A 15,706-nucleotide genomic window follows, 5' to 3' on the forward strand; every position below is an offset into this window, starting at 1 on the left:
ATGGCTCAAACCGGACCGTGTTTCCAGTCGCAAGCCGAAGCATCCCCGCCTTTCCGGAAACTCCGGCCGAAGGAGGTGCGGGATCCGTCAGCCGCGCCGCGCCAGTTCGAGGAGTTCGGCGTCCGACAGGGGCACGACGACGTCGTCGCGGGTGCGCACCGGCGAGAAGCCGAACATCTGGTAGAGCTGCAGGGCGCGGGGATGGTCGAGATTGTTGGTGGTGATCTCCAGCGCCCTCGGCTCGGAGGCCCAGGCGGCATAGAGCGTCTGCAGCAGGAACCACTTGCCGAGCCCGAGCCCGAGCGCCCGCTCGAACAGGCCGAAATGCACGAGTTCGGTCGTCTCGGCATCGTGCTGGAACAGTTCGAAGAAGCCCGCCGGCGCGCCGTCGACATAGAGCACGGTGACGTTGGTGCGCTTGTCGTGCAGGATTGCCGAGAGCGCTGCGTCGTCCATCCGCAGCCGGTCGACCCAGTGCCAGCGGCGGCCGACCTGCGTGTAGAGGAAGCGGTAATAGGCGGTCGGGATCTCCGGCACGCGCATGATCGCGGTCTGGATGTTGACCGGCATCGGCAGGCTCTGCTTGGGCGGCGCCGTCATGCGCAGTTCGGTGATGTGGACCGGCAGCGGTGCCGGCCTGGCAGCGGCGGCCATCGGCTCAGCCCCGCCCCGTGACGACCGGCGTATCCTCGCGCGCGCCCCATTCGGACCACGAACCGTCATAGAGCGTGTTGTTCTCATGGCCGAGCGATTGCAGCGCCAGCGTGATGATCGCCGCGGTCAGGCCCGAGCCGCAGGTGGTGACGACCGGCCGGTCGAGGTCGATCCCGGCCGCCTCGAACGTCGCTTTCAGGGCGTCGAGGTCCTTCAGCCGGCCATCGACCGAGAAGACGCCCGAGGGAAGGCTGCGGGCGCCGGGCATGTGGCCCGAGCGCATGCCGGCGCGCGGTTCGGCTTCCTCGCCGGCGAAGCGGCCGAGGCTGCGGGCATCGGCGATCTGGCGGCCGCCCGTCGAGGCGATCGCAAACATCTCGTCGAAGGAGGTGACCGCGTCCGCCTTGAACCGCGGCCGGAAACGGCCTGGCTTCGGCTCCGGCAGGTCGGTCTGCAGCGGCCGGCCCTCCTTCTTCCAGCCGTCGAGGCCGCCATCCATCACGAACACGTTCTCCGCCCCCATGGTCCGCAGCAGCCACCACACGCGCGGCGCGGTGAAGATGCCGGGGCCGTCATAGACCACGATGGTGTCGGTGTCGGAGATGCCGAACTTTTCCAGCGCGGTGGCGAAATCCTCCGGCGAGGGGATCGAATGCGGCAGGCCGGTCGAGTGGTCGGCGATCGCGTCCTGATCGTAGAAGACCGCCCCGGGCAGATGCCCGGCGGCGTATTCGGCAGCGCCGTTGCGGTTCTGCGCGGGCAGGTACCACGAAGCGTCGATGATCCGGAATTCCGGAGCGCCCAGCTGCTTGTGGACCCAGTCGGCACTGACGACGAACTTGCTCTTTTCGGCGGTCACGAAGGCTTCTCCTCAAGGCGCAGGATCGGGCGCGCCGAACTTGATGCGGAAGCGCCGGTTCTCCTTGCCCTTTTTCTCGATCTTCGAAATGTGGATGGCGCCGACCTCCTGCGTCTCGGAGACATGCGTGCCGCCGCAGGGCTGGCTGTCGACCGCCGAGTTCTCGCCGATGCAGACGAGGCTGACCCGGCCGAGCCCGATCGGCGGGCGCACGTTCTTCGATTTCACGATGCCCGGATTGGCGGCAAGCTCCTCGTCGGTGATCCACTGGACATAGACGGGGTGGTTCTCGTCCACGAGCTGCATCAGTCGCGCCGTCACCTCGTCCTTGTCGATCGTCTCGCTCATGTCGAAATCGACGCGGCTCTCCTCTTCGCCGACCGCCGCCCCGGTGATCGGGAAGGGGCAGACGACGGAGAGCAGGTGGCAGGCCGTGTGCATGCGCATCAGCCGGTAGCGGCGCGGCCAGTCCACGTGCAGCACCAGCGTCTCGCCCACGGCGGGAAGCAGGCCGGTCTCGAGCGGGCGGTGCAGGATGATGTCCTTCGTCGGGCCGTGCACGGTCGGGCCCAGCGCGATCCGGCTGCCGTCGGCGCGCTCGAGAAAGCCGGTATCGCCCGGCTGCCCGCCCGAGGTGGCATAGAAGCAGGTCTGGTCGAACTCGATGCCGCCGTCCTCGTGAACCGCCGTGACGATGGCCTCGGCGGTGGAAAGGTAGAAATCGTCACGAAAGAGCGCGGCAACGGGCTTCGTCATCGATCACGCAACAGCCTGGTAGGGGACCTTGATCGTCGATGTCGCCTTCAGCCATGCCGGTACCGGCAGGCCCTTCGAATCGAGGAAGTCCGGGTTGAACAGTTTGGACTGGTAGCGGTTACCATAGTCGCACAGGATCGTCACGATCGTATGGCCGGGGCCGAGATCCTTTGCCAGCCGGATGGCGCCGGCAATGTTGATCCCGGTCGAGCCGCCGACGCAGATGCCCTCGTGCTCGATCAGGTCGAAGACCAGCGGAACCGCCTCGGAATCAGGGATCTGGTAGGAGAAGTCGGGCGTGAAGCCTTCCAGGTTGGCGGTGATCCGGCCCTGGCCGATGCCCTCGGTGATCGAGCTTCCCGACGAAGTGAGCTCGCCATGGGCATAGAAGTTGTAGAGGGCAGCGCCGTCCGGGTCGGCAAGGCCGATCTTGATCGCCGGGTTCCTGGCGCGCAGGCCGGCGGCGACACCTGCAAGCGTCCCGCCCGAGCCGACGGCGCAGATGAAGCCGTCTACCTTGCCGTCGGTGTCGCGCCAGATCTCCGGTGCCGTCGTTTCGACGTGGGCGTCGCGGTTGGCGACGTTGTCGAACTGGTTGGCCCAGATCGCCCCGTTCGGCTCGCTCGCCGCCAGTTGCTCGGCCAGCCGGCCGGACAGCTTCACGTAGTTGTTCGGGTTCTTGTAGGGGACGGCCGGAACCTCGACCAGTTCCGCGCCGAGCAGCCGCAGCGCGTCCTTCTTCTCCTGGCTCTGCGTCTCCGGGATGACGATGACGGTGCGGTAGCCGAGCGCCTGCGCAACAAGGGCAAGGCCGATGCCGGTGTTGCCGGCGGTGCCTTCCACGATGATGCCGCCCGGGCGCAACTGGCCGGCCTTTTCCGCCGCCCGGATGATCGAGAGCGCCGCGCGGTCCTTCACCGACTGGCCCGGGTTGAGAAACTCGGCCTTGCCCAGGATGGTGCACCCGGTCGCCTCCGAGGCGCGCTTCAGCCTGATGAGCGGGGTGTTGCCGATTGCGTCCAATACCGAAGGAAGAATTGCCATTGTCCGCGACCTCGCACTTTAACGTCCTAGATTAGGCAGCGACTTTTCGGATCGCAAGCAATGGTTTGCAAGAAAATCTGTTCGCCGTTTCGAGGCCTTGGAGGCAAATTTTGGCCGAGCGGCCGTCGGCCCGGAGCCATCCCCGGACACGCAGGACCGTGGCCCGCCGCCTTTCGGGAGGCCCGGACAGCACCTAGTCCTTCGGCATCGCCTCGTTGATGATCTTCGACAGGCTGTAGAGCCGCTGCTCGATCAGCGTTGGGACCTCGCAGACAAAAGTCAGCGACTGGACGCGCTCTTCGAAGATGCGGGTCTCCCATGCCAGTTGCTGGTCGTGCCTGGCGAGCACTGCCGGGTCGGTATCGGGCGTGGCGTGCAACTTGTCGATCTCCGCGGCCTTCCTCCTGATATCCGCCGCAAGGTCCCTTTGCTTGCCGGCATAGCGGGCGATGCCGGAGATGATCTGGCCGCGCTCGATGTTGATCCTGTCGAACACCGCCATGAACAGCTGCTCCAGCTTTTCGTGCACCTGCTCCTGAGGCAGTGTCGCGGCAAAGTCGGAAACCTGCTTGCGCGCATTTTCGATCGCATTGCTGCGCTTGGTGAGTTCGGCGGCGAGATCGGACAGCCGGGCATCCTTTCCCCAGTCCTTGGCGCTCTCGGGGATCGCCTCGCCGTTCCACACCTGCGCGATCGAAAGTTCGGGCACCTTGCGCTGGATGCACGGCCAGTCCGGATCGGTGTTTGCAGCGGCACGGACCGCCGGCGGCGCCGACAGGGTGACGAGCAGCGGAACGAGAAAAATGAACCGGTTCATTGGCTTCCTCCCATGTCCTGCTTGCGGACGGTCAGGCCGCGCGCAGGATTGTAGGCCAGGATGGCTGCGCCCAGCAGGGCGAGTGTGACAGCCATCACGACGACAAGCGATGTCCATTCGATGCGCGCATAGAAGGCGAACCGGATGAGTTCGACCGCGTAGGTGAACGGGTTCAGGAGGCATATCTTGTAGAGCAGGGGGCTCGACTCCTGGACCCGCCAGAGCGGGTAGAGCGCCGAGGACGCGAAATACATCGGAAAGATCACGAAATTCATGATCCCGGCGAAATTCTCCAGCTGCTTGACGAGGGACGACAGCAGCATGCCGAGCGCTCCAAGCATCAATCCCGCGAGGAAGAGCGCCGGCAGGATCATCACATAGCCCGCGACCGGCGCCTTGACGTCCCAGAACCAGGCGATCGCCAGGAAGGCGTAGACCTGCAGCAGGGAGACGCCGACGCCCGCCAAAAGCTTCGACACCAGCAGGTACCATCGCGGAAAGGGACTGACGAGCAGGATGCGCATGTTGCCCATCTCGCGGTCATAGACCATCGACAGCGAGGACTGCATGCCGCTGAAGAGAAGGATCATCCCGCACAGTCCCGGCGTGATGTAGACCTCGTAGAGGACATAGGTCTCGTAGGGTGGAATGATAGAGACGCCGAGCACCTGCCGGAAGCCGGCCGCGAAGATGAAGAGCCAGAGGAGGGGGCGCACCAGCGAGGAGACGAAACGTTCCTTCTGCGAGAGATACCGCAGCCATTCCCGCACGAGAATGCCCTTCAGGCAGACGATGTACTGGCTGGTTGTGAAGCCCGTCCATTTCTCCCGCGGCAAGCCGGCGACGTCGGTCGCGTCGGTCATGGCCTTCCTCCCCGGACGTTCATGTCCGTGATGCCGGTTAATTTCGAGAAGGCCTGGTTGATGGTCTCCGTTCCCGTGTTCGACAGAATGGTCGCCACCGGGCCGTCGGCAACCAGTTTTCCCTTGTCGAGAACAAGAACCTGGTCGGCCTGGCCGATCTCGTCGATCAGGTGGGTCGCCCAGAGCACGCTGATCCCGTCCCGCTCCACGAGCGCGCGGATGTCCTTCAGGATGGTCGCGCGGGACTTGATGTCGAGCCCCACCGTCGCTTCGTCGAGAAGCAGCAGCGACGGCCGGTGCAGCAGGGCGCGGATGATCTCGACGCGGCGGACCTGTCCGCCGGAAAGGCCGCGCACCTTCTCCTCGATGCGGTCGCTGAGGTCGATCGAATGGAGCAACTCGTCGATCCGCTGCCGCGCCACGCGCGTTCCGATGCCGTGCAGGGCAGCGTGGTAGAGGAGGTTCTGCCGGACGGTGAGGTCGAGATCGAGGGTGCGGGCCTGGAAGACGATGCCGAGACGCCTGAGCGCCTGGCCCGAGTTCCGGTCGATATCCTGGCCGAAGACGCGGATGCGGCCCGTCCGCGGCGAAAACAGATGGCTGACGAGCGAGAACAGCGTCGTCTTGCCGGCGCCGTTGAGCCCCAGAAGCACGGTGAACCGCGACGGCTCAATGGCAAACGAGACGTCGTCGAGCGCCTTTCGCTGTCCGTAATTGTAGCTGACCGAGGCGAGTTCGAGAGCGGCGGCTGCCGCTCTCTCCTCGGTTCGGGGCGTTTCTGGTGAACGCGATTGCAGTTTCATCGAATGTGCCTCTTGCAGGCTGCGGCCTGGCCGCAGCCTGCCGGAACTGACCTTACTTGATGATGATCTTGCCGGTCATGCCCTTGTCCGCGAGATCGGGGACCGACCATGTATATTCGCCCGGCCGCACCGTCGTGAACTGCACGTTGATCGTTCCCTCCGCATCGAATTCCAGCCAGGCGGGTGCGCCGTTCATGTGGATCTCGAGGTCGTTGATGACGATCTGGTTCATCCAGACATTGCGGAACAGATCGGTCAGGAACTTGTATTCGAGGCCGGCCGCAGAGGTGATCTTCCACCGGTAGCCCTGTCCCGCGATGAGCTCGAAGTCCTTCTGGTTGACGGCGAAGTTGTCGTCCTTCGATCCGAGGATCAGTTCCGGAACGTTCTGGCTGGCCCGCGTAACCTTGGGCGCGTCGTCGTCATCGTCGTCATCGTCGGACTGCGCAAGGGCCGGGTGTTGCATGGAAAGGGCGCCGGCTACGAGTGCGGCAAAGGCAATGACTTTGAATTTCGACATGGTTTCCTCCCGTTGAAAATTGAAAATACGGATCAGTTCGGGGCGACCGTCACGCCCCAGGGCAGCGCGCCGACGGTGACGGACTTGATGGGCTCGTCGGTCGCGGTATCGATGAAGGTGATATCGTTCGAAAGGCCGTTGGTGCTGATCAGATGCTTGCCGTCCGGCGTGAACGCCAGCTGCCAGACACGCTGCCCGACGAGGATGTATTTCTCGACCTCGTAGGTTTCGGTGTTGACGACGGCCACCCGGTTGGCCGGGCCGAGCGCGACATAGGCCTTCTTGCCGTCGGCGGAGATCCGCACGCCCACCGGCTGGATGGCCTCCGAGCGCAGGCCCTGGATCTCGAACGTGACCTTCTCGACGACTTCCCTCGACGCATTGTCGATGACGGAAACCGTGCCGCCGATTTCGGCGGATATCCAGACCTGCGAGCCGTCCGGCGTGAACTCGGCGAAGCGCGGGCGCGAATCGACGAGCACGTTGGCCACGATCTCATGGCTCGAGGTGTCGATAAAATGCGCCATGTTGGTGGTCTCGGAGGTGTTCACCATGGTCTTGCCGTCGGGGCTGATGCCCATGCCCTCCGGCTCCACGCCGACCGGGATCTCGGTGATCACCCGCTTTTTTTCGACGTCGATGACGGTGACGAGATTGTCGTCCTCGTTGGCGACGTAGAGGGTCTTGCCGTCCGGCGAGAGCACGAACAGCTCCGGATCCGGGCCGGATGGCAGCGATCCGATGATCTCGTGCGTGGCCGTGTCGATGATTTCGACCGTGTCGTCGTCGCTGGCGCAGACATAGAGATGCTTCCCGTCATGGGAAATGGTGATGCCGCGCGGCCGCTGCCCCACATTGATGGTCTTCGTCACCTCCATCGTATTGGAATCGACGACGGTGACGGTGTTGTCCTTTTCGTTGGAGACGTAGACGGCGTTGGCCCAGGCCGGCCCCGTCTGGATGACAGTCGCGATCGTTCCCGCGAGCAGGTAAGCAAGTCTGTTCATTCTTTCCTCCCATTCCCTTTTATCAATTCAGTTTGCAGGCCGTTTCCGGCTGGTCCACTCCCAAAGTATCGAGTTCGGAAAATTGATGAAGAAACCCCTCCTGCGGCGAGGTGGAGACCACGCCGCGGCCGTCGCCGAGGAAGATCGGCTGGCGAAGCTGCCAGTTCCACCGGCGGAAGCCCACCTTCTGGCCCTTGAAGGCGGCCAGCGAGAATTTCTCGTCCTTGATGAAGGCCTCGATCTTTGCGGTGTCATTGCTGTTGGTCCGCGTCGCCGCGTCGCCGAGGATGCGGACGGCCGTCCAGGCCTGCATGTCCTTGCTGAGCATGCGGCGTCCGGTGGCCTTCTCGAACCGGCCCTGGATCTGCGAGCCGCCCCATTGCTCGCTGGCCGGATGCCAGGAGGACGCGATGAGGCCGGCGGTCCCGGCGACCGGCCGCGGATCCCAGGTCCGGTAGGGGACATAGCTGCCGAAGACCTCGCTCTCGTCGGCGACGATGACGACGTCGTGCGCCGGCAGGTTCTGCGTGAAGACCGGCATCTGCCGCTGCACCTGAACGACGCCGCTGTCGGTCCTGCGGGCCGTGCCCGTGTCCTCGTAGAGCCGTTCTTCGACGATCTTGGCGCCGAAGCGCTTTGCCGCCCGCCGGATCGCATCCGCATAGAGCTGGTCCGGCTCGTGCGAACCGTAGAGAAGCACCCATGTGCGCCACTGCTTCCAGACCAGATACTGGGCGAGGCCGTCGGCCAGCATCGTGCGCGTCGGTGCCGTGTGGAAGACGTTGGAGCGGCACTCCTGCTCGCGCAAGACATCGTCCGTCGAGCCGACGTTGAAGAGAAGGACGCCGTTTTCCCTGGCGAGGTCGGCGATGGAGAGCAACTGGCTGGCCGAGATGTCGGTCAGCACGTATTTCTCGCCGCGCGCCAGCATCTCCCTGAATACCGGAACAACATCCTCGTCGAGCTTCGTCTGGACCACGTCCAGACTGAAGGACTGGCCGAGAAAGCTTCCGGTTGTGTTGTTGTCGTTGATGGCGACGTTCGCCCCGGCGACGCCTTCATCCTCCGGGGGGATATCCAGCACCGAAAGGGCCAGCTGCGGCTCGTAGGCCCTGAGATAGCCGATCCGGATTTCCGTCACGGGCTTGGCGGCGGGTTTCTGCTGCGCCATCGGTTCAGGCGCATTGACGAGCAGGAAAAAACAGGCGAAAAAAAATAGGAGAGTATTCGGCACCGTACTCTTCATGTCCATACCACGTCCTTCGCTCGTCTTCGGAGAAGACGGTTGCGCTGTACAGATAAGGTGCCCACGATGTTTGTAACCAAATCCAAAATAATCTCAATACTTGCACTCATCTTTTCTGGTCACGGCCGGACACGATGTGGTGTGTCGGGAGGCATCCTATGACGTTGATGCTGGCGAGCGTCCGGGATCGCAGGGAGGCGGAGATCGCTCTGCAGGCGGGCGCGGATATCATCGATCTCAAGGACCCGGCCCGCGGCGCGCTGGGGGCGGCTGACATCCGCGACATCACCGACGTGGTCGCCTTCGTCGCCGGCAAGCGGCTCGTCAGCGCGGCGTGCGGAGAGTTCTCCGGCGATCCCGCGGCACTGCGCGCAAAAGTGGAAGAGATCGCAGCGACGGGCGTGGATTTCATCAAGATCGGATTTCTCCCGTCCTCTCCGATCACGGAAGGTGCAGAAGCCCTGGCCGATATCGCCGGCCGCAAGAAGCTGGTCGCCGTCCTCTTTGCCGATCATCGATACGAGGAGAACGTCATGACATCCTTCGCCAGGGCCGGCTTCTACGGCATCATGCTGGATACCGACGACAAGTCGAAGGGGCGGCTGCTGGACTACATGCCGCCGGACCACATTCCGGATTTCGTCGCCGAAGGGCACCGGCACGGCCTGATGGTCGGTCTTGCGGGATCGCTGGAGGCGCCGGACATTCCGCGGCTGCTGCCGGCCGGGCCGGATTATCTCGGTTTCCGGGGCGCGCTCTGCGAAGGCCTGGCCCGCAAAGCCGCGATCGACGCCGAGGCAGCGGCGAAGATCCGCGCGCTCATCCCCGACGAACGGCCGGCCGAAAAATCACCCGGCGTCGATCTCAACCTTCTCGCGGCACGCGGCTATTTCCCCGGTTCGGCCGACGAGGACCTCGGCACGGACCAGATTTTCGTGCGGGATTTCGTGCTGCCCGTCCACATCGGCGCCTACAGCTTCGAACACGGCAAGCCGCAGAAGGTGCGGTTCGACGTGACGGCGGACGTGCTGCGCGTGACCCGCGATCCGAAGGACATGCACCACATCGTCTCCTATGACCTCATCATGGACGGCATCCGCGCCATCGTCGGGCGCGGCCATGTCGATCTGGTCGAGACGCTCGCCGAGCAGACGGCGGCCTTCATCCTCGAAAATCCCCGCGTCGCCCGCGTGATCGTGCGGGCCGAGAAGCTGGAGCTCGGCCCCGGGGGCGTCGGCGTGCAGATCGAGCGGAAAAGAGACAGCCAGCGGTCGTCGATCCCGCTCCGCGTCGTCGCTTCGGCCGATGGAGGAAGGAAAGGCGGATGACGCCGCTGGTCGTCAAGCTGGGCGGAAGCACGGCCGGCCGCATCGAGATGGAGCAATGGATCGCCGTGCTGGCGGGGGCGACCCTGCCGCTGGTGATCGTGCCTGGCGGCGGTCCGTTTGCCGACCAGGTGCGTTCGGCGCAAGGGGAGATGCGGTTTTCGGATGCGGCGGCGCACGAGATGGCCATCCTCGCCATGGAGCAGTTCGGCATCGTCATCGCAGAGCGTCACCCGCGCCTCCAGCCGGCCCGTTCGCTCGACGAATTCGAGGCGATCCTTGCGGAAGGCGGCGTGCCCGTCTGGCTTGCCTCGCAGATGACCCGCAAGGCCGACATCGCGCCGTCCTGGAACATCACGTCCGATTCGCTTGCCGCCTGGCTGGGCCGGCAGATCGGCAGCCGGCAGCTGCTGTTGTGCAAGCAGGTCGATCCGGAAGGCCTTCCCGAGGGCTTGCCGGCCTTGGTTGACATGGGCGTGGTGGATGCCATGCTGCCGGAACTGCTTGGGGAGGAAACAAGCTTGCATATTGCCGGACCATCGTCGCTGCGCTCGCAGCTGGCGGCACTGCCCATGAGCCGCATACCGGGAATCCGCGTGGGACTGCGCGCGACGGCCGGAGGAGGAGAGACCCAATGACGCGGCTGCAGACGCCGCGCTGGGCCTGGGTTCTGACCGGATCCGGCCATTTCTTCATCGAATGTTTCGAGCTCATTCGCACGCTCGACCATTGCGACGTCTTCGTGACAAAGGCTGCGGACGAGGTGCTGAGGATGTACCGGCTCAAGCTCGACTTTCCCGAGGCGACGCGAGTGCTCCACGACAAGACGGCGAGCGCGGTTCCCGTCGGCGAGTTCTATCACGGCGTCTACCATAGCGTGGTGATCGCGCCGGCCACGTCGAACACGGTGGCCAAATGCGTCGCCGGCATTTCCGACACGATCGCCACGAATGTCTATGCGCAGGCCGGCAAGTGTCGCCTGCCGTCGATCGTCTTCGCCTGCGATACCGCGCCGGAATTGGAGACGATGGCGCCGCACGGGATGGTGAAGGTCTATCCGCGGCCGATCGACCTGGAAAACACCGAACGCCTCAAGACCTTCCCGCTGACCGAAGTCGTCGAATCCTTCGCCGATCTGAAGCTGGCGGTGGCGCGCCGGAAGGGAGAGGTCGAGGGCCGTGACTGAGCATCTCGTCTTTCTGACCGGGCACCTGGCGAAGGCCAGGCTCGAAAACGTTCTCGCCGGGCTGGGAGCGACGCCCTTCACCTATGACATCATCGATATCGGCGTGAAGGTCGCCGCGCTGATGACGGAGGAAATCGTCATCCGTCGCCTGCCGCGGCCGCTGAAGGCGGACCGGGTGGTGCTGCCCGGCCGCTTTCGCGGGCAACTGGAGCGCCTGGGCGACACGTTCGGCATGCCGTTCGTCCGCGGACCGGACGAGGTGGCCGATCTGCCCGCCTATCTCGGCCGCGCCGGTAAGCCGCCCAACCTCTCGCGCCACGACATGCGCATCTTTGCCGAGATCGTCGACGCATCGACGCTTTCGCTGGACGACCTGCTGCAACGCGCCAGGGCCCTTGCCGCTGCCGGCGCGGACGTGATCGATCTCGGCTGTCTTCCCGACACGCCCTTCGTCCATCTGGCGGAGGCGATCGGGCGGCTCAAGGCCGAAGGGCTTTGCGTCAGCGTCGATTCCGCCGATCCCGATGAACTGGCGCTCGCCGCCCGCGCGGGCGTCGACTATCTCCTGAGCCTCAACGAGAACACCATCGCCATCGCCGCCGGGTCGAAAGCAACGCCGGTTCTGGTTCCGGCCGTGCCCGGCGATCTCGATTCGCTCGGCCGCGCCATCGATGCGGCACGGAAGGCCGGTCTAACCTTCATCGCCGATCCCGTTCTCGATCCGATCCATTTCGGCTTCGCCGCGTCTCTCGGGCGTTTCGTCGAGGCGCGCCGCCGTTGGCCGGACGTCGAGATGATGATGGGCACCGGCAACCTGACCGAACTGACCGATGCGGATTCGTCCGGGGTCACGGCGATCCTGACGGGTCTCTGTTCGGAGCTAGCGATCACAAACGTCCTGGTCGTCAACGTCAGCCCGCATACGGTGCGCACGGTGGAGGAGCATGACCTGGCGCGGCGCATCATGTTCGCAGCCAGGCACGATCACGCGCTGCCGCGCGGCTATGACCCCGGCCTGCTGCAGGTCCACGACCGTTCGCCCTTTGCCAGCAGCGTCGCCGATATCGACGCTCTGGCCGCAACCGTCCGCGACGGCAACTTTCGCATCATGACCGCGCCGGACGGCGTTCACATCTTCAACAATCGCGGGCACTGGACGGCAAGCGACGCATTCGAACTCTTTCCGCATCTCGATGTGGCCAGTGACGGCGCGCATGCCTTCTATCTCGGGGCCGAACTGATGAAGGCGGAGATGGCCTGGAAACTGGGCAAGCGTTATTCGCAGGACGAGCCCCTTGCCTGGGGCGTGGCGAGCCCGCGGACGCGCGAGGACCGTACCCGCCTTGCCGAGGCCGGGCATACGCTGCGGGCGAGGAAGGACGGCGCATGACCTATATTCGCGAAACGATCGTGACGACCGTCAGCGCCGAGGGCAGGGTGCATATCGCGCCGCTCGGGATCATCGCTGAGGACGATGGATGGGTGATCGCGCCGTTCCGGCCCTCCACGACCCTGGAAAACCTGTCCGCCGTGCCGTTCGCCGTGGCAAACTATACCGACGACATGCGGATCTTCGCCGGCTGCCTCACCGGGCGGCGGGACTGGCCGGTGGTCGCGGTGGAAGGGGGCCCGGTCCCGCGCCTTGCGGCGGCACTCAGCCATTCGGTTCTGCAGGTCGTCTCCGTCACGCAGGACGAGACGCGTCCCCGCTATTTCTGCAAGGTGGTCGCCGAGGCCACGCATGCGCCCTTTACCGGGATGAACCGCGCCAGGGCGGCCGTCCTGGAACTCGCGATCCTGGTCAGCAGGCTGCATATGCTGCCGAAGGAAAAGATCGATGCCGAGATCGCCTATCTGACGATCGCCATCGACAAGACCGCGGGACCGGATGAGCGGCAGGCCTGGGACTGGCTGATGGAACGCGTGAACGCGCACCGCGCCGGGCGATGAGGCGGCCGTGGGCGCCGGTATTACGACGTCCGGCGCGTAGACCAGAGCAGGGCGACGGCAGCGGCCGGTGCGGCCTTGCTTGCCTCGTTCCCCGCCGCTTCCGATGCGGCTTCGACAAGCGTACCGAAATCGACATAGGGGCGCTCCAGCCGCTTTGCGAGCTGCATGATCTGCGGCCGGCCGATCCCGGCCCCCACGACCGGCGCGCGCGCGTCCAGCCTGGCCTTGGCCGCCACCCTGAAGGCGCCGTCATGGATCATGCGCAACTGGTGCTCGCCGAACCAGCGGGCGATGTCGATCCATTCGCCCTCGTCGAGATCGGAACTGTCGCGGCCGACCATGCGGGCGATCCGGCCGATGGAGCCGGTCAGCGACTTGTCCCTGCGGTCGGCGGCGGGATACTGGTCGTCGGCCTCGTCCAGCGTTCCGAGAATACGTCCGAGGTCGGCGGTGTTGGCGAAATATTCGTTCATCAGCGGTGTCATCGTGCCGCGGACGGGAACGCGTTCGGCGATCCCGATCAGGGCCGAGCGGGTGAAGCCGGTATAGACGAGTTCGCCCGTCAGCAGACGTTCCGCGTCGGAATAGCCGTCATTGCAGAGACGCCCGTTGCGGAAGGCCAGGATGTCGGTCGTCGTCGAGCCCATATCGACGAAGAGGCCGTCGCCGGTAATGGCGGCGCTCAGTTCGGCCGTTGCGTGCCAGTTGGCTGAGGCGATGTCGGGGCCGAGATCGTAGGCCTGGTCAAGCGCCACGAAAGCGGCGCGACCGGCATAGATCCACACGTCGTCGCGGCCGAATTCCGTGGCGATGAAGTCCAGCAGCTCGCGAATGCCGGCCTCCCGTGACGGAAAGCCGTCAGACAGTTCGCCGGTCATCGTGAAGACATGGGTCGCTTCACCCTGGAATAGCGGCCGCAATGGGCCGAGCGCCTCGCGCACCTGGTCGAGCCCGAGCCACATCGACGCCTTGAGGGTTTGGGCCTGCGCGATCCGGCCGCCTTCGAGCCGCGCCATCTTCAGATGCGCGCCGCCGATGTCCCAGCCGAAAACTGTGTCCTTTCCTTTGCCTGCAGTTCGGGCTTTCATGCGCTCATCGTTTTGCCGGGGTTCGACCATTGCTTATCATTCCAGTTCTCGACGTCAAAGACGGTTGCGTGATGCGTGCGCAGATGGGCTTGCGCGATACCTATAGGCCGATCGAGACACCGCTGAGCCCGACCGCGGCGATCAGGGACGTTGCCGAGGGGTTGCGGAAAATCCATCCGTTCCCGGCTTTCTACATGGCCGATCTCGATGCCATCGAGAAGGGCTCCGACCCGCTTGCGAACGCCGGTGCGCTGTCCTCCCTGCAGCCGGAGCCCGCGGTCTGGCTCGATGCCGGCTTTCGGGATGCAGGCGATATCGAACGGGCGCTTGCCGATCCGCAGATATCAGTGGTCCTCGGCTCGGAAAGCCAGACGGATACCGGCCTTCTGGATGCGCTCGGGACGCATCCGAGGCTGATCCTCTCCCTCGATTTTCGCAACGACGCCCTGATGGGGCCGCCGGCCATCCTTTCGCAGCCGGATCGCTGGCCGAAACGGGTGATCGTGATGACCCTCGACAAGGTGGGCGCGCGCCGCGGTCCCGATTTCGAGCGCCTGCAGGCGGTGAGGGGCGTCGCCGGAAACCGCGAGATCATCGCCGCCGGCGGGGTCCGCGACGCAGGCGACCTGGAACAACTCGCCGATATCGGCATTGCGGGGGCGCTCGTTGCGACATCGTTGCACAGCGGCGAGCTCGGTGCCGCCGAAATCTCCACCTTCATGGGCGCATAGAGCCGTTCGGGAGAAAAGGAGCGTGCCTTTCCCGTAGGGGTTCCGGGATTGTCGGGATCCTGTCGATGGGGGCAGGGCTCATGCTCGAGCCCCGCCCGCTCTTCCGGCCCGAGGCCGAAGCATCGTCGCCGCCACCTGCCGGTGCCGGACGACGGTGTTCAGTTGAAGCCAAGAAGTCTCGACAATCGGCGCAACAGGCCACCTGTTTCCACGGGGGGCTCGCTCTGTGCGGGATTGCTTCCTGTCTAGGCGCTGAACGGGTGCTTGACCTTGTCGCGCTGGGCGGTCGCTTCGGCGGCGGTCGGCTTGCCGGTGACGGCGCGCTCGATCGCTTCCTTCGTTGCCTTGTAGTTGTATTCCTGGATCTTGGCGTCGTCGTCGGCTTCCCAGTGGATGAAGACGCCGACACAGATGAAGACGTCGTCGGCCTCTTCCACGGGGATGATGCCCTCGGCGACGCTGTCCTGCACGGCCTTGGCCACTGCATGCTGTGCCGGGCCGAACATCTGCACGGCCTGCTTGGCACCCTTGATCGTGACCTTGTTGAACAGGATCGTGTTGGGCTTGCACGCCATGTTCGGCGCGATCACCGCCAGGAGCGAGGTGAACCCGTCCTTGTTGTTCGTCAGCGCGTTGCAGAAAGCCGTTTCCACCGCACTTCCGCGCGGGCCGATCAGGAGATCGATATGCGCAACTTCATTTCCCTCGCCAACGAGAGACTCACCAACCATTACCTTGCTGATCTTTGCCACGGCCAATTCCTCCCTTGTACCGCATGTCAAAAATGTTTTGTCCAAAGAAGCCGTACCATGAGACGAGAGGCTCGATGGACAGCTATCCTTGTTCGCAGCACCCTT

At 64.7% G+C, this 15,706-nt stretch carries 18 protein-coding genes; 6 read left to right on the forward strand and 12 right to left on the reverse strand.

What is annotated here, in order from left to right; genetic code table 11:
* Nucleotides 1-87: 87 nt before the first annotated feature.
* From LQK81_RS05555 to LQK81_RS05600, 10 genes are all read right to left on the reverse strand, one after another.
* Nucleotides 88-654 (reverse strand): GNAT family N-acetyltransferase, encoded by a 567-nt coding sequence (locus tag LQK81_RS05555; protein ID WP_230804140.1) that lies wholly within the window; start codon nucleotides 652-654, stop codon nucleotides 88-90.
* A 4-nt stretch (nucleotides 655-658) separates the two neighbouring features.
* Nucleotides 659-1,513: a 3-mercaptopyruvate sulfurtransferase gene (gene sseA, locus LQK81_RS05560; RefSeq protein WP_230804141.1), complete on the reverse strand. Its 855-nt coding sequence runs from the start codon at nucleotides 1,511-1,513 to the stop codon at nucleotides 659-661.
* 12 nt (nucleotides 1,514-1,525) lie between these two features.
* Nucleotides 1,526-2,269 carry an alanyl-tRNA editing protein gene (locus LQK81_RS05565; RefSeq protein WP_230804142.1) on the reverse strand — a complete coding sequence of 248 codons (744 nt, stop codon included), beginning with the start codon at nucleotides 2,267-2,269 and terminating at the stop codon, nucleotides 1,526-1,528.
* A 3-nt stretch (nucleotides 2,270-2,272) separates the two neighbouring features.
* A complete protein-coding gene (locus tag LQK81_RS05570) occupies nucleotides 2,273-3,313 on the reverse strand; it encodes a cysteine synthase A (protein ID WP_230804143.1) in 1,041 nt (346 codons plus the stop codon).
* 193 nt (nucleotides 3,314-3,506) lie between these two features.
* The gene (locus LQK81_RS05575) at nucleotides 3,507-4,130 is read right to left on the reverse strand and encodes a hypothetical protein (protein ID WP_230804145.1); all 624 of its coding nucleotides are present in this window, start codon (nucleotides 4,128-4,130) and stop codon (nucleotides 3,507-3,509) included.
* The gene (locus tag LQK81_RS05580) at nucleotides 4,127-4,993 is read right to left on the reverse strand and encodes an ABC transporter permease (protein ID WP_230804147.1); all 867 of its coding nucleotides are present in this window, start codon (nucleotides 4,991-4,993) and stop codon (nucleotides 4,127-4,129) included. Before LQK81_RS05580 ends, LQK81_RS05575 begins: the two co-directional genes overlap by 4 nt.
* Nucleotides 4,990-5,796, reverse strand: coding sequence for an ATP-binding cassette domain-containing protein (locus tag LQK81_RS05585; RefSeq protein WP_230804150.1), 807 nt, complete (start codon nucleotides 5,794-5,796; stop codon nucleotides 4,990-4,992). The genes LQK81_RS05580 and LQK81_RS05585 overlap by 4 nt, the downstream gene beginning before the upstream one ends.
* 52 nt (nucleotides 5,797-5,848) lie before the next feature.
* Nucleotides 5,849-6,316, reverse strand: coding sequence for a hypothetical protein (locus LQK81_RS05590; protein ID WP_230804152.1), 468 nt, complete (start codon nucleotides 6,314-6,316; stop codon nucleotides 5,849-5,851).
* Nucleotides 6,317-6,348: 32 nt separating this feature from the next.
* Nucleotides 6,349-7,323, reverse strand: coding sequence for a YVTN family beta-propeller repeat protein (locus LQK81_RS05595; RefSeq protein WP_230804154.1), 975 nt, complete (start codon nucleotides 7,321-7,323; stop codon nucleotides 6,349-6,351).
* A 22-nt stretch (nucleotides 7,324-7,345) separates the two neighbouring features.
* The gene (locus LQK81_RS05600) at nucleotides 7,346-8,494 is read right to left on the reverse strand and encodes an ABC transporter substrate-binding protein (protein WP_230804156.1); all 1,149 of its coding nucleotides are present in this window, start codon (nucleotides 8,492-8,494) and stop codon (nucleotides 7,346-7,348) included.
* A 233-nt stretch (nucleotides 8,495-8,727) separates the two neighbouring features.
* Here LQK81_RS05600 and LQK81_RS05605 point away from each other — a divergent pair, with 233 nt between their 5' ends.
* From LQK81_RS05605 to LQK81_RS05625, 5 genes are read left to right on the forward strand one after another with little or no spacing between them, the layout of a single operon-like run.
* Entirely contained in the window at nucleotides 8,728-9,897 is a 1,170-nt protein-coding gene (locus LQK81_RS05605; protein ID WP_230804158.1) for a (5-formylfuran-3-yl)methyl phosphate synthase, read from the forward strand.
* Entirely contained in the window at nucleotides 9,894-10,532 is a 639-nt protein-coding gene (locus tag LQK81_RS05610; RefSeq protein WP_230804160.1) for an amino acid kinase family protein, read from the forward strand. Before LQK81_RS05605 ends, LQK81_RS05610 begins: the two co-directional genes overlap by 4 nt.
* Nucleotides 10,529-11,080, forward strand: a complete 552-nt coding sequence (locus tag LQK81_RS05615) for a flavoprotein (RefSeq protein ID WP_230804162.1) — start codon at nucleotides 10,529-10,531, stop codon at nucleotides 11,078-11,080. Before LQK81_RS05610 ends, LQK81_RS05615 begins: the two co-directional genes overlap by 4 nt.
* A complete protein-coding gene (locus LQK81_RS05620) occupies nucleotides 11,073-12,470 on the forward strand; it encodes a DUF6513 domain-containing protein (RefSeq protein WP_230804164.1) in 1,398 nt (465 codons plus the stop codon). The genes LQK81_RS05615 and LQK81_RS05620 overlap by 8 nt, the downstream gene beginning before the upstream one ends.
* Nucleotides 12,467-13,030 carry a DUF447 domain-containing protein gene (locus tag LQK81_RS05625; RefSeq protein ID WP_230804166.1) on the forward strand — a complete coding sequence of 188 codons (564 nt, stop codon included), beginning with the start codon at nucleotides 12,467-12,469 and terminating at the stop codon, nucleotides 13,028-13,030. The genes LQK81_RS05620 and LQK81_RS05625 overlap by 4 nt, the downstream gene beginning before the upstream one ends.
* A 20-nt stretch (nucleotides 13,031-13,050) precedes the next feature.
* On the opposite strand, the gene LQK81_RS05630 is transcribed toward LQK81_RS05625, so the two are convergent.
* Nucleotides 13,051-14,118, reverse strand: coding sequence for a hydantoinase/oxoprolinase family protein (locus LQK81_RS05630; RefSeq protein WP_230804168.1), 1,068 nt, complete (start codon nucleotides 14,116-14,118; stop codon nucleotides 13,051-13,053).
* A 29-nt stretch (nucleotides 14,119-14,147) separates the two neighbouring features.
* On the opposite strand from LQK81_RS05630, the gene LQK81_RS05635 reads away from it, so the two are divergent.
* Nucleotides 14,148-14,849, forward strand: a complete 702-nt coding sequence (locus LQK81_RS05635) for a HisA/HisF-related TIM barrel protein (protein ID WP_269064633.1) — start codon at nucleotides 14,148-14,150, stop codon at nucleotides 14,847-14,849.
* A gap of 245 nt (nucleotides 14,850-15,094) precedes the next feature.
* Here the strand turns inward: LQK81_RS05635 and fae are convergent, their stop codons facing one another.
* On the reverse strand, nucleotides 15,095-15,601 hold the full coding sequence (gene fae, locus LQK81_RS05640) for a formaldehyde-activating enzyme (RefSeq protein WP_230804172.1): 507 nt from the start codon (nucleotides 15,599-15,601) through the stop codon (nucleotides 15,095-15,097).
* Between the last annotated feature and the right edge of the window lie 105 nt (nucleotides 15,602-15,706).

It is taken from the genome of Rhizobium sp. GN54, assembly GCF_021026345.1.
Classification (GTDB): domain Bacteria; phylum Pseudomonadota; class Alphaproteobacteria; order Rhizobiales; family Rhizobiaceae; genus Mycoplana.